This window comes from Pseudomonas sp. ArH3a (assembly GCF_022648765.1).
In the GTDB taxonomy this organism is placed as follows: Bacteria; Pseudomonadota; Gammaproteobacteria; order Pseudomonadales; family Pseudomonadaceae; genus Aquipseudomonas.
The window spans coordinates 503,204-517,017 of the sequence record NZ_CP080330.1; the positions used below are offsets into that span (position 1 = coordinate 503,204).

Annotated in this window: 13 protein-coding genes; 10 read left to right on the forward strand and 3 right to left on the reverse strand. The window is 58.5% G+C overall.

Annotation, left to right across the window (positions count from 1 at the left end; genetic code table 11):
• Window positions 1-5 precede the first annotated feature (5 nt).
• Window positions 6-878: a sulfate ABC transporter permease subunit CysW gene (gene cysW / locus K0P33_RS02235; RefSeq protein WP_094951095.1), complete on the forward strand. Its 873-nt coding sequence runs from the start codon at window positions 6-8 to the stop codon at window positions 876-878.
• Between the two features lie 3 nt (window positions 879-881).
• Entirely contained in the window at window positions 882-1,862 is a 981-nt protein-coding gene (locus tag K0P33_RS02240; protein ID WP_028615256.1) for a sulfate ABC transporter ATP-binding protein, read from the forward strand.
• A gap of 140 nt (window positions 1,863-2,002) precedes the next feature.
• Here K0P33_RS02240 and K0P33_RS02245 read toward each other — a convergent pair whose 3' ends face one another.
• Entirely contained in the window at window positions 2,003-2,527 is a 525-nt protein-coding gene (locus K0P33_RS02245; protein ID WP_094951096.1) for an Mpo1-like protein, read from the reverse strand.
• 83 nt (window positions 2,528-2,610) lie between these two features.
• Between K0P33_RS02245 and K0P33_RS02250 the strand changes: the two genes are divergently transcribed.
• From K0P33_RS02250 to K0P33_RS02260, 3 genes are all read left to right on the forward strand, one after another.
• Complete coding sequence (locus K0P33_RS02250; RefSeq protein ID WP_242153853.1) at window positions 2,611-3,297, forward strand: Crp/Fnr family transcriptional regulator; 687 nt, start codon at window positions 2,611-2,613, stop codon at window positions 3,295-3,297.
• A 38-nt stretch (window positions 3,298-3,335) separates the two neighbouring features.
• Window positions 3,336-3,701: a response regulator gene (locus K0P33_RS02255; protein ID WP_094951098.1), complete on the forward strand. Its 366-nt coding sequence runs from the start codon at window positions 3,336-3,338 to the stop codon at window positions 3,699-3,701.
• Between the two features lie 92 nt (window positions 3,702-3,793).
• A complete protein-coding gene (locus tag K0P33_RS02260; RefSeq protein WP_141240547.1) occupies window positions 3,794-4,093 on the forward strand; it encodes a hypothetical protein in 300 nt (99 codons plus the stop codon).
• A gap of 58 nt (window positions 4,094-4,151) precedes the next feature.
• Here the strand turns inward: K0P33_RS02260 and K0P33_RS02265 are convergent, their stop codons facing one another.
• Entirely contained in the window at window positions 4,152-5,156 is a 1,005-nt protein-coding gene (locus K0P33_RS02265; RefSeq protein WP_094951099.1) for an AraC family transcriptional regulator, read from the reverse strand.
• Between the two features lie 101 nt (window positions 5,157-5,257).
• Here K0P33_RS02265 and K0P33_RS02270 point away from each other — a divergent pair, with 101 nt between their 5' ends.
• Window positions 5,258-6,337, forward strand: coding sequence for a fatty acid desaturase (locus K0P33_RS02270; RefSeq protein ID WP_094951100.1), 1,080 nt, complete (start codon window positions 5,258-5,260; stop codon window positions 6,335-6,337).
• 87 nt (window positions 6,338-6,424) lie between these two features.
• Here K0P33_RS02270 and K0P33_RS02275 read toward each other — a convergent pair whose 3' ends face one another.
• Complete coding sequence (locus K0P33_RS02275; protein ID WP_176462938.1) at window positions 6,425-7,036, reverse strand: TetR/AcrR family transcriptional regulator; 612 nt, start codon at window positions 7,034-7,036, stop codon at window positions 6,425-6,427.
• 1,102 nt (window positions 7,037-8,138) lie between these two features.
• On the opposite strand from K0P33_RS02275, the gene K0P33_RS02280 reads away from it, so the two are divergent.
• The 4 genes from K0P33_RS02280 to K0P33_RS02295 all read left to right on the forward strand — a co-directional run bounded on the left by K0P33_RS02280 (window position 8,139) and on the right by K0P33_RS02295 (window position 13,798).
• Complete coding sequence (locus K0P33_RS02280; RefSeq protein WP_242153855.1) at window positions 8,139-11,294, forward strand: YadA-like family protein; 3,156 nt, start codon at window positions 8,139-8,141, stop codon at window positions 11,292-11,294.
• Window positions 11,295-11,367: 73 nt separating this feature from the next.
• Window positions 11,368-12,231: a hypothetical protein gene (locus K0P33_RS02285; RefSeq protein ID WP_242153857.1), complete on the forward strand. Its 864-nt coding sequence runs from the start codon at window positions 11,368-11,370 to the stop codon at window positions 12,229-12,231.
• 222 nt (window positions 12,232-12,453) lie between these two features.
• Window positions 12,454-12,957: a DUF417 family protein gene (locus K0P33_RS02290; protein ID WP_094951104.1), complete on the forward strand. Its 504-nt coding sequence runs from the start codon at window positions 12,454-12,456 to the stop codon at window positions 12,955-12,957.
• A gap of 148 nt (window positions 12,958-13,105) precedes the next feature.
• Window positions 13,106-13,798: a cytochrome P460 family protein gene (locus K0P33_RS02295; RefSeq protein ID WP_242153859.1), complete on the forward strand. Its 693-nt coding sequence runs from the start codon at window positions 13,106-13,108 to the stop codon at window positions 13,796-13,798.
• The last annotated feature ends 16 nt before the right edge of the window (window positions 13,799-13,814 follow it).

The window sequence follows — 13,814 nt, forward strand, 5'->3', positions numbered from 1 at the left end:
GGAACATGTCCCAATCGTCTATTTCCGCTGCGTCCTCGGCCAACGCTGCCCGTCGTGGCAGCGCGGTGTCCCGGCGCATCCTGATCAGCCTGGGCTGGCTGGTGTTCTTCCTGTTCCTGCTGCTGCCGCTGTTTATCGTGGTGTCCCAGGGCTTGAAGAATGGCCTCGGCGCGTTCTTCACCGCCATCCTGGAACCCGACGCGCTATCCGCACTGAAACTCACAGTAATCGCCGTGTTGATTTCTGTGCCGCTCAACGTGGTGTTCGGCGTCAGCGCCGCGTGGTGCGTGAGCAAGTACTCGTTCCGTGGCAAGAGCATCCTGGTCACGCTGATCGACTTGCCGTTCTCGGTATCGCCGGTGATCGCGGGTTTGGTCTATGTGCTGATGTTCGGCGCCCAGGGTTTCTTCGGCCCATGGCTGCAAGACCACGACATCCAGATCGTGTTCGCCTTGCCCGGCATCGTACTGGCAACCATCTTCGTCACCGTGCCGTTCGTGGCCCGTGAACTGATCCCGCTGATGCAGGAGCAGGGCACCCAGGAAGAAGAGGCGGCGCGCTTGCTCGGCGCCAATGGCTGGCAGATGTTCTGGCATGTGACCGTGCCGAACATCAAATGGGGCCTGATTTACGGCGTGGTGCTGTGTACCGCACGGGCCATGGGTGAGTTCGGTGCGGTGTCGGTGGTGTCCGGCCACATTCGCGGCGTGACCAACACCTTGCCGCTGCACGTCGAGATCCTCTACAACGAATACAACCACGTTGCCGCGTTTGCCGTCGCGAGCCTGTTGCTGATCCTGGCGCTCTTCATCCTGCTGCTCAAGCAGTGGAGCGAGAACCGTATCAACCGCCTGCGCAAAAGCGCCGGTGAGGAATAAGTCATGTCGATTGAAGTCCGTAATGTCAGCAAGAATTTCAACGCCTTCAAGGCCCTGAACAGCATCAATCTGGACATCCAGAGTGGCGAGCTGGTGGCGTTGCTGGGCCCGTCCGGCTGCGGCAAGACCACTTTGCTGCGCATCATCGCCGGCCTGGAAACCCCGGATGACGGCAGCATCGTGTTCCACGGTGAAGACGTGTCCGGCCACGACGTGCGTGATCGCAACGTCGGCTTTGTATTCCAGCACTACGCGCTGTTCCGCCACATGACCGTGTTTGACAACGTCGCCTTCGGCCTGCGCATGAAGCCGAAAAACCAGCGCCCGAACGAGAGCCAGATTGCGGTCAAGGTGCACGAGCTGCTGAACATGGTGCAGTTGGATTGGCTGTCTGATCGCTACCCGGAGCAACTCTCCGGTGGCCAGCGCCAGCGTATCGCCCTGGCCCGCGCCTTGGCGGTAGAGCCCAAAGTGCTGCTGCTGGACGAACCCTTCGGCGCCCTCGACGCCAAGGTGCGTAAAGAGCTGCGCCGCTGGCTGGCGCGCCTGCACGAAGACATCAACCTGACCTCGGTATTCGTGACCCACGACCAGGAAGAGGCCATGGAAGTCGCCGACCGTATTGTGGTGATGAACAAGGGTGTGATCGAACAGATCGGCTCACCGGGTGACGTCTACGAAAACCCGGCCAGCGATTTTGTGTACCACTTCCTGGGTGATTCCAACCGTCTGCATCTGGGCGAGGACAAGCACGTGCTGTTCCGGCCGCATGAAGTGTCGCTGTCGCGGCATGAGTTGGAGGATCACCACGCGGCTGAGGTGCGTGATATTCGGCCGTTGGGCGCTACCACTCGGGTAACGCTCAAGGTCGAAGGCCAAAGCGAACTCATCGAGGCTGAAGTGGTGAAAGACCACGACAGCCTGACCGGCCTGGCCCGTGGCGAGACCCTGTTCTTTAAACCCAAGGTCTGGCAAAAAGCTTAAGCACCCTGCAAAAAACCAATGGGGAAGCTGGCTTGTCGAATCGTCGCACCGCTGCGATAGCAACACCTCGGTGTGACTGAAGCACCGAGGTGCCTGCATCGCGGGCAAGCCCGGCTCCCACATTGGATCTCTATTAACCCTTAGACCGCTGCCCTTTTTCCGCGCACCGCCACCGGCCCTGACCGCTGCTCAATTTGCTGCTTAAGCCCCTGGCGCAACCCCAGCAAAAACGCCAACTCCGCCACCACAAACAACGGCCCGACGATCAGCCCCGACACGTCATCCACAAACGCGGGCTTTTTGCCCTCGTAATAGTGGCCGACAAACTGGATCACCCAGCCCACCACAAACATCCCAATGCCGCTGCTGAGCCACACCAGCGTGCTCTGCGCCGCCAGTACATGCCCGGCCCACACCGACAAGCCCATCAACAGCGTCATCAGCACGCCCAGCGCCAGTTCCAGGCGCAGGTAAAACCACGCCGAGAACAACGCGAGCAGCACCGCTGGCGACAGCCAGAGGCCGCCCACTGCCCATTCGGGGCGTGACAGCAGCACGGCCACGGCGACCACAATCAGCGGGATGCCGATAAAGTGGCTGGCGATATTGCGTGGGTCGCGGTGGTAGGCGGCGTATTGACTGAGGTGGTCGACGAGGCTTTTCATTGTTGTTCCTCCTGTAGGATGCTTGATCATGCCCTGCCAGCCTGCGCCTGACTGTCAGCTGGGCGACAATCATCGGAGTTCTCATGGGCACAGAGAAATGGCACTCGCGGCTGGCCACGGGTCATTGGTTCAGCCACTTGCCTGCCTCGTTTCAGCATAGCCTGCTGGCCCACGCCCGGCAGCGGCAGCTGGCGGCGGGGCAATACCTGTTCAAGCGCGGCGACCCGCCGTGTGGCCTGTATGCGGTGCTCGACGGCACCTTGCGCATCAGCGCGGTGAATGAGCATGGCAAGGAAGCGCTATTGAGCCTGGTGGAGCTGCCGTACTGGTTTGGCGAAATCTGCCTGTTCGACGGCCTGCCGCGCACCCATGACGCCTGCGCCGTGGGGCCATGCACGCTGTTGCAGGTGCCGCAGCAGGCGCTGCTGAACATCCTCGATGAGTCCCCGCAATACTGGCGCGACCTGGCCTTGTTGATGAGCCAGAAGCTGCGCCTGAGTTTTATCAATATCGAGCAACTGAGCCTGATGCCGGCCTCGGTGCGGCTGGCGCACCGCTTGTTGATGATCGTTGAAGGTTACGGCGATACCGAACACGCAAAAAGCGTGGTGCAACTGCCCCAGGAAGACTTGGCGGCGATGTTGAGCCTGTCGCGCCAGACCACCAACGCCTTGCTCAAGGACTTGCAAGCCCAGGGCATCGTGCGCCTGGGTTATGGCGAGATCGAAATCCTGGATGCCCAACGACTGCGTGAGGCGGCGCACACCTGAGGGTGGTAGCCTGCAAGCCTGATTAATCGAGGTGTGTTATGCGCGTCCTGTTAGTGGAACACGAATCCGAAGAGGCACAGCGGATGGCCCAAGGCTTGAACGAGGCCGGCTACAGCGTCGAAGTCGCAGCCAACGGCATGGCGGCGTTGCGTTTAGTGGAGAGCGCCGACTACGAGCTGGTGATTCTGGATGTGATGCTGCCGGGCTTGAATGCCTGGAAGTTGCAGCAGGCTATTCGGTTGAAGGGTGCCACGCCGGTGTTGTTCCTGACCACGACGGGCGGGATTGAAGACCGTCTGCGTGGGTTGGAATTACATGAGGATGATTATTTGCTCAAGCCGTTTGATGCCCGTGCATTAGCGGCTCGATCAGCCAAGCTGTTGCGTCGAGATCGAGGCCGCTGACAGGTGCATACCTGTCAAGTTTGACAGTAGATGAACGATGATCGGAATAGCACACTTGAGTTGTCAATTTTGACGCTCAAGGAATTAACATCATGTCAACTACTACTTCCGGCAGGGATACTGCTCCTGTTGTTATATCGCCGGCCCAAAATGGCAGGTATTCGCAAATGGTCGAGTTTTCGGGTACTGGCGCTCCGGGTTGGCTCGTCTGGCTTACACTCGTTCCAATTGATGCAGCTAATCAACAGCTCCAAGGTGCTCTCGTCGATCCGGGGGGGAAATGGAAATTTACCCAAAGAATTGACCGTGGCATTAAATCGGTAATTGCCTTTCAAAGCTTTAACCGTGAGCGATCCCCACTTTCGGGCATCATCAAATTCACGGTGTTGTAGTTCACTGGCTAGGCTAGTGGACGGGTGGCCGAGAGGGAGCAATAAGTTTGGGGCGCAGTTACCCCACACTTTCCCGAAAATGCCCCGGCGTCATCCCCGTCCAGCGCTTGAACGCCCGGCTGAAGCTGCTAGTGTCGGCAAACCCGAGCAAATGACTGATCTCGGCCAATGAGCACTGCGGGTCCCGCAGGTGCAGCAGCGCCAAATTCTCCCGGCACTCATTGAGCAACGCATCAAACCGGCACCCTTCATCCGCCAGATGCCGCTGCAAACTGCGCAAACTCAAGTGCAGCGCCTGGGCAATCCGTTCGGCACTCGGTTCACCTTCCGGCAATTGCGCCTCAATGGCCGCGCGGACCTTGCGCTCCCAGGTCAGCGGTTGCAGTTGGGCGAGAGTGCGTTTGAGCACGGTTTCGTTGTGTTCGGCCAGCTCCGGGTTGGCGTCATCCAGGTGGCTGTCGAAGTCATGCGCGGCAAACTCCAGGCGGTCTTCTTCGGCGCCAAAGAAGACCGGCGCGCGGAAGACCGTGTGCCAGGGCTTGGGGTCAATGGGTTGCGGACGGCGCAAATAAACAGCCAGCGGCGCGTATTCACGGCCCAGCCGATTACGGCAAGTGCGTACATAAATTGCCGCAAACGCATCAATCGCTTCCAGCGCCGGTGCCGGGTTGCCCGGCGGTTGCAGCAAGCGAAAACGGTAGCGTTCGCCGTCTCGGCTAAGTTCCAGCGTCAGGGCATCGCTGACCACCTGGTGGTAGCGCACGATCCGCTCGAACACCTCGCGCAAGCTGCCGCTGGCCACCAATGCATAACCCAGTGCATGAAAGGTGGTGGGGCTGACGAACCGCGACACCCGCAAGCCGATCGCCGGATCACCGCTGGCCTGCACCGCCAGCGCCCACAACCGCGTGGTCGCCGACAGCGGGTAGCGCGCGTTAGGGTCATCCATCTGCTGCGGGTCGAGCCCGGCCTGGGCGCACAGCGCGGCGCTGTCGAGGTCCAGGGCATCGAGCTGCTTGCGCAGGGCGCGGGTCCAGCTGGCGAGTGAGGTGGCTTCGGTCATGACGATTGGCGCTTGCGGTCAACAAGTTGGCGTCCGCGGCTAGCGTCCTGCCAGATCGCTTGGGGCAGGATGGACGTATCAATGAACAAGAGAATGGAAGCATGGACGGTACTTGTGCAAGCCCCCAACAGATGAACGCGCAACAACGCTCAGCGCATATCCGCGAAGTGGTGCTGGCCGAGGGCGTCAGGTTGCGCCAGCAGCACCCCTGGCTGCTGCATCAGGACGCGCTGGGCGCGGGCATCCTGGCGTTTGCGCTGGTCGGCATGCTCGGCTCGGCGGCGCTCTACATCAGCGGCCATATGGCTTGGTGGGTGTGCCTGCTGCTCAACGCCTTCCTCGCCTCGCTGACCCACGAGCTGGAACACGACCTGATCCACAGCATGTACTTTCGCAAGCAGCGCCTGGCGCACAACCTGATGATGGGGCTGGTGTGGCTGGCGCGGCCGAGCACCATCAACCCGTGGATACGCCGGCACCTGCACCTCAATCACCACAAGGTGTCGGGCACCGAGACCGACATGGAAGAGCGCGCCATCACCAACGGCGAGCCCTGGGGCATCGCGCGGTTGCTGATGGTGGGCGACAACCTCATGTCAGCCTTCATCCGCATGCTGCGCGCCAAAACCTGGAAGCACAAATTCAACATCCTCAAGCGTGCGCTGCTGGTGTACGCCCCGCTGGCACTGCTGCATTGGGGCGCGTGGTATGTGTTTTTGGGCTTTCATGCGGCCAATGGCATTGCCAGCCTGATGGGCGCGCCGATCGAGTGGTCAGCCGGCACCTTGCAGATGATGCAGGTGATCGACATCGCCGCCGTGGTGATCATTGGCCCTAACGTGTTGCGCACCTTTTGCCTGCACTTTGTCAGCTCCAACATGCACTACTACGGGGACGTGGAGCTGGGCAATGTGATCCAGCAAACCCAAGTGCTGAACCCGTGGTGGATGTGGCCGCTGCAAGCGTTCTGCTTCAACTTCGGCAGCACCCATGGCATTCACCATTTTGTGGTGAAAGAGCCGTTTTACATCCGCCAGATGACGGCCAAGGTGGCGCATAAAGTGATGCGCGAAATGGGCGTGCGCTTCAATGATTTCGGCACCTTTGCCCGGGCCAATCGGCTTGAACGCCAGGAGCGTTCGCAGCCCCGGCTTAATCCGGCTGAAACGGCGATGCGCTGAGTGCCGCGCCGGTTTTGTCCGCCAGGAAACCCAACCACGGCTTGCCGGGGTGGCGCGCACCGGCTAAACCCATGGCGGATGCGGCCTTTAATGCGGCTCGTGGGATGCCATCAGCGTTTGTACCGTTTGGGGAAGCAATAGTGCCAAACGATGAGTCCCCACGTAGCGGCTTTCCCGTGCGCCCTCAAATACAATGAGCAAATTGATAGCCAGTACCTCGTGGTTCTTGAAGCCTGCGGCACGGCACATCCCGATCAGATGATCGAGGTGTATGTGCTTGATCTCATCAAGCGCCACTCGCGCTGGATGTTCAGCATCGCTGACATCTAGTGCCTTATCCATGAGTTTGCAGGTCGGTTCGTCTGGCGACTGGATATAGGCATACATCATTTCTAACCAGCCGTTGAGTTCTCCACGCGGATCATTCAGATGCGCCTCGTGCAAGGCTTTCCACGCAGCTTCACTCGCTTTGTGATGCTCTCGAATGGTGGCTTCAATCAACATCTCCTTAGAGGCAAAATGCCGATACAAGGTCATTTTGTTGCTCTGCGCTGCTGCTGCAATCGCCTCAACGCCGACGGCGTGAATGCCGTATTTGTGAAACATCTCGCCTGCAGCACGCAAGATTCTCTCTCGCGGCGGAATTGAACTCGCCAATTTTTCGGCAGGCGGTACCTGGTCCGTTGAAGTGTTAGCCATCACATAACGCCTATTTTTTGGTATAGGTCCCGCTGCACTTGACATGTTACTTACCGGTAAGTAACATCGTGTGTAAGAGGGTAATTATCGCGCGGACTATACCGTGAATCTGGCTAGCGTTGCGCTGGGGGAGGCGATCGCTCAGGGAAAATACAGGCTTGGCGACTAAGGCTTAGGTGGCATCAAGCTCACTGCCGCAGGGGTGTTGTCGGTTTTGTATAGCGATGCCATCCCATCGACCATAGGCGTCGAGGATGTTTGGTGTGGCCAGGCCGTGCAATCGGATTTAGCGGTGAAGCTGAAAGGGTAGTCAGTAAAGAGTCTGTGTCAGTGGTTTCTTTGGGCGCACTCTTTAGTTTGAGAGTGTGTAGGGCAACCGCTTTTTCAAGAATGTTATTCAGGTGTGTTGTTGTTATGGGTCTGTGTTACGGGCGTTTATATAGCCCGTGCAGAGGTTGCCCTTGAGTCTGCCGAATATGCTTTAGTTGGTTCAATCGTCGTGCTGGACTGTTGGTCGGTGATTGGGTTTTGTTTTTAAAGTTTGGTCTTTCTCTAAATATAGTCTTGATGGCCTGAGTATTAATCCGTTCAGCGACTCACGTGTATAAGCCAACGTTACTGCCTAACTAGGTGGCCGGGCCACCTCTTGATGGCGCTTAAAAAACAGGGATGAAAAATGAATATATTTTCTCTTTCGAGACTTGTTAGTGGAAGGTTTATTCTCTCGTTTTGGGCAGTTTCATTAAGTATTTTTAATTATGCTGATGCAGGCGTGTTGGATCCTTATATTGGCATGCAGACGGGAAGTTCATCACCTTGCATTAATGCGCCTGGGGCTGCGTGGCGAGGCGGTTGTGCGAAGTGGAGCTCTACCGCAACTGATGTTATGGGGTTGAAGTTAGCTTATCTCTCGTCAGCGTCGTCCGAGACCGGAGGGGGCGTGTGGGCAGGATCAAAAAGTAGTGGTCTTTGGTTTGGTGGCGGCCCTTCTGGAGAGAACAGTGTGGTGGTCAACGCTGACGGTACGACCGTCTCGGGGGCGAACATAACGTTGAAATCCACTCAAGGTACGGTAGATGTTTCCAGCGCCAAAATAACTAATTTGTCTGCCGGAGATATTTCCTCGGCCAGTCAGGAAGCCGTCAACGGCAGTCAGTTGTCTGCTACCAATACGACTGTAGAAGGCCTTGGCACTACGGTGAACAACATCGTCAATAACGGTTCGGGGATCAAGTATTTCCATGCCAACTCGACGGCTCCCGATTCAAATGCAGTCGGTACCAACAGCCTGGCGGCGGGGCCGCTAGCTGTCGCCGATGGCATCGCCTCGACGGCTGTCGGCTACAACACGTCCGCAACCGGACTGGACACCACGGCTCTGGGCGCCAATGCTTCGGCAGCAGGTATTCGAGCGATTTCGGTGGGCAATACGTCGGCGGAAGGTGACGGTAGCATCGCGATCGGTGGCACGGGGTCGACGAATAGCAGCTTCAAACCAACGGCAACGGGTCAGGATGCTATCGCCATCGGTGCCAGTAATACGCAAGCGCTGGGGAATCGGGCTGTCTCCGTAGGCCGCGATACGTGGGCTAACGGTGATAACGCTACTGCCGTGGGTTACGACTCCGAAGCGTTAGGTGCCAATTCGGCCGCTTTAGGCTTCAACGCGACAGCGCGTGCCGATAACTCGATAGCGATCGGTACACAGGCCATCGCCAGTGTTATCAACGGTATCGCGATAGGCGAGGGCGCAAATGTCGACACCGCCAACAGTATTGCGCTGGGTAATGGTGCCGCCACCGCCGCAGCCAATGCCACCACCGGTGGCACCCTCAACGGCACGGCCTACACCTACGCCGGCGGCGCGCCAGTGGGTGTACTCAGCCTGGGCACAGCGGGCAATGAACGGCAAATCACCAACGTAGCGGCCGGCCAAGTCACGGGGACCAGTACCAATGCCGTGAACGGTAGCCAATTGTTCGCCACCAATACAGCAGTCGATGGCCTTGGCACTTCGGTGAACAACATCATCAACAACGGTACGGGGATCAAGTATTTCCACGCCAATTCGACCTTGGCCGATAGCTCCGCGACGGGCATCGACAGCGTGGCCATTGGTCCACAATCGGTAGCGGGTGGCGCGCAGTCCTTCGCGGCCGGCACCGGTGCAGTGGCAAACGCAACGGGCAGCGTTGCCCTGGGTAACCAGAGCAGCGTGCAAGTGCTGGGCGGTGTGGCGCTGGGCCAGGGCTCGGTCTCGGATCGTGCCATCGCGCCCTCCACCGGTTTGATTCCAGTGGGTAATGGCACCATTCGCTACGACACCTCCGACGCAACCTTATTAGGTGCCGTATCACTGGGTAAAACTGGCCAGTACCGTCAACTCACCAACGTAGCGGACGGTACCAGCGCCCAGGATGCCGTGACGTTGCGCCAACTGACCGGCGCGATTGGCTCGATCAGTACCACCGGTACGATGTACTTCCACGCCAACTCAACCAACCCGCAAGACGCGCTGTCGGTGGGGCAGGAATCGATTGCCGTCGGCCCGGCCACCATGGTCAATGGCGATAACGGTATCGGCATCGGCAACCAAGCCACCGTTGGCCAGGCAGGTGCTGGCGGCATTGCGATTGGTCGCAATACTCAGGTACTGCTGGCCTCCGGCATTGCCCTCGGTTCCCAGGCCCAGGCTCAGGGCGAGCAGTCGCTGGCTCTCGGTGCCGGTGCGGTGGCCAGTCAAGCCACCAGCATCGCGCTGGGCTCCAATTCGGTCACCACGGTTGGCGCCCAGAACGGCTACACCGCTTACGGCCTGAGCACACCGCAGACGTCTGTCGGCGAGTTGGGCATTGGCACCGTGACGGGTAATCGCAAAATCACCGGCGTAGCAGCGGGCTCAGCGCCGAACGATGCGGTGAACGTAGAGCAACTGACGGCAGTGGGTGACCAAGTGGCGCAAAACACCACCAGCATCACCAACCTCGGCGGGCGGGTCACCTCCATTGAGGGCAATATCAACAACATCACCAACGGTGGTGGCGTGAAGTACTTCCACGCCAACTCTACCCAGGCTGACTCGGTAGCCAGCGGCGTGGACTCGGTGGCGATCGGCGGCAATGCCAGTGCTTCGGGCAATGGCGCGGTAGCCTCGGGCAAGGGGGCCCAGGCGTCGGGCGCTGCGTCAGTGGCCTCAGGCAACGGTGCCCAGGCAACCGGTGCAGGGGCGGTGGCGCTCGGCAATGGCGCCACGGCGAGTGCCGATGGCAGCGTAGCCGTTGGCCAAGGTGCCAGTGACAACGGCCGCAGCGCGGAGAACTACCTCGGCAAATACTCCAATGCCGGCAACGCCAGTGTGGGCACGGTTTCGGTGGGCAATGCCGCCACAGGCCAGACCCGCACGATCAGCAACGTTGCCGATGGCCGGTTGGCCACCGATGCGGTCAACGTGCGGCAACTCGATGGTGCGGTGGCCGAGTCCAAGCAGTACACCGACGATTCGCTGAAAACCGTCAACACCAACATCGGGAACGTGACGGGTGCCATCACCGCCGTGGATAACCGGGTCACCCAGGTAGAAAGCAATGTCACCAAGGTGCAGAACGGCACCGACGGCATGTTCCAGGTGAACAACACCGGTGCTGGCGCCAAACCTTCCGCCACGGGTGCCAACGCAGTTGCCGGTGGTGCTGGCTCGGTGGCTTCCGGCAATAACAGTGCAGCAGTCGGCACCAATGCCAAGGCGTCCGGGGCCAACGCCGTGGCTGTTGGTAACGGCGCCAGCGCCACGGGGAGCAACAGTACGGCCCTGGGCGCCAACTCGGTGGCGGATCGCAATAACAGCGTCTCGGTCGGTGCGAAGGGCAGCGAACGGCAGATCACCAATGTGGCGGCCGCCACCCAGGGCACTGACGCGGTGAACTTCGATCAGCTCAATAAAAGCGTGTCGAACGTTACCAACAACGTGAATGCCTACACTGACCAGCGCTACTCGGAACTCAAGCGTGACCTGAAGAAACAGGACGCCACCTTGAGCGCGGGGATCGCCGGCGCCATGGCCATGGCGAGCCTGCCACAGCCCTACTCACCCGGCGCGAGCATGACGTCTATCGGTGCAGCCAATTATCGTGGGCAATCGGCGCTGTCGTTTGGTGTATCGAGCATCTCCAGGAATGGCCATTGGGTCGGCAAACTTCAGGCTACGACTAATACCCAGGGTGATGCGGGTGTGGGCGTTGGTGTCGGCTACCAGTGGTAAGGCTTAGTACCGAACGACCAGGCTGCGCCCGTGCAGCTTGGCGCTATCCATAACCGCCCAAGGCTAATGCCCTATGTCGTTGTTCAAGATGTCTGGATGGTTGCTCCCTGTGGTGTTGCTTATCGGCTGTGATAACGGCTCTCATACTGTCGCCACCCAAGGTAAACAAGGCGTAGCGCTGCCGGCACTGCCAATTATTCAAGGCGCTGTCATGTCGCTGGTGCCAATGCCCGATGGTCAGCGCAATGAATTGATGATGAGCCAGGTCTGTGCGTTGGCACGCGGCGAAAGCACGCAGCAGCAGGTGGCTCAGAACCTTTTGCAACAAGGCGTTGACCTGAGTCGCGTGCCTCAACAAGGCCACCCGCTGTCGTTACTGGTTGATCCGGATCTGTCTCGGCGCATCACCGCGTGTGCGGCCTACATCGCCACCTCAGTGATGATGCTGCCAAAAACGTCCGAGTTCATGGTGGAGGCAAACACCGCGCCCGTTTCGGGCAAGAAGAAGCTGAACGTCGACCCGCAAAAACTCAACTATTTCCTGGGCATACAACTGGCCATCGCGAAAGCCGATGCTTACTTTTTCGCGCTGATTGCCACCCGGCTGGAGAAGACCTCAGGCCTGACGCTGGAGCAATACACTCAGCAGGCCAAAATACAGTTCGCGGCCATCGCCCCGCTGTACTTGCAGCGGGTCAAGGACCTTTATGCGCAGGGGCAGAATGCCCAGTACTCGTTGGTTGAGTATTCCGATAGCAACTTCAAGTTCACCAGCAACAATGGCTATCTTTTTGAGTTCGGATACGACGGGCTGAACCTGAGTTTCAACCGAATGCCTTGGTATGGAGCGGGGAAGCTGTTGGGTAAAAGCTACTTGCTGGAGGTTGATTGTTTTGCCAAACACGCCATCGAAAAAAAACATAGGCGCAACGCATAGTTGGATTCGTTGCCATGCTGCGTGCGATAGCTTCCTGGCATGTGGTTTAGTGTTAATCAACTATGTCAGAACATTGGGCTGGGCGTGATTCAATCGTTGCCGTTTGGCCAGAAAGCCAGTGTGACCTCCTACGTTTTTCGAAAAAAATTACAAACACTGTAATGCATCGCTTTGATCTAACTCTACGTCCGTAACTCTCATTGTCATTAAGGAAAAACCCCCATGCACTCATCACTGTATTCCCGTTTTCTTCGTCAGCCGTTTGAGGTCGAGTTCATGCGCTGGGTGCTGGTTTTGATATTTCTGATGTTTGGCTACACAAAATGGTTTGATTACGAAGCCCAGGCTTTGATTCCGCTGATTAGTAACAGCCCCCTCCTTTCTTGGATGTACGGTGTGTTTGGCATTCAGGGCGCGAGTTATGCGCTAGGCACAGCTGAATGGGCGATCGGTCTGAGTCTGGCCATCGGCGCATGGTCATCGAGAGTCACACTGATTGCCGCGGCGGCCTCCTCTGTGACTTATCTGACAACCGCCAGTCTGCTCCTGACCACTCCGGGTGGGTGGGAGGCTTCGGCCGGAGGTTTCCCCGCCATGGGCGGCGCCACCTCTTTCCTGATCAAGGATCTGGTGTTGATGGCCGGCTCGTTGGTGCTGCTCAAGAACGCGGCGCAACAATTGACGGCACGCGCCAAACAGACTGATAGGGAGCATGCAGCGCTCTAGCCTAAAACCGTCACTGGTCCACTACAGCAACAGGTGGACCAGCGATTAGAACGGAACTCAAGATCAAGTACTTCGATTATTTCTACCTTGAAGGAAAACGAACGATGCAGTGAGAACGTTCTCACCGGCAGCGTTTCTAGGAGGATGTATGGCTCGAGTAGTGCCCTATGGGCTGATGATGGCGGCGGTAGCCTTGGCGGGGACCTATGCCCTGGCTGGAACCATTGAGAAGCAATCCAACGATGTCGGACAGCCTCTCCCAGCTGTGAAGCTCGTGTTTAACGAAGACGGTGAGGCGGCCCTCCCGAAAGGCTACCGCTCGTGGGTGCACGCCTATGCCGCGTGGGAATCTATCACTGTAACTCCCCTGGACAGCACCGTAACGAAGACGCCCGAATTCCATAGCGTCTATGTTGAGCCAAATGCCTATCGCGCCTTCATGAAAACAGGGAAATGGCCGGAAGGCTCTCTGATGGTCAAGGAGTTCAGTATCACGAGTATTGATCCGAAGAACTGCGATGGTCCGCCAGCTTATCTTTGCAACCTCGGTAGCAGTAAGGTCATTTTTGCCCACGGGCAAACAGGGCTCAGCCTAATGCTCAAGGACAGCAAACGCTATCCCGACGAGCCAGGCGGTTGGTCGTACTTCAGTTTTGGGCATCAGGCGCCGCCCTATGAACAATTTTCTCCAGCGCGAGCGCGTGCCCAGTGCGCCCAATGCCACATCGACAACGTGGGTCCCAAACACGACTACGTATGGTCCGTAAAGTTGAACCAGCCTGGCTTTCAACGGGAAGGCGGTGCGGCAAAACTTAATCTAGAAGCCGCTTTCGCCGAGTAGTCACGGCCAAGATTGG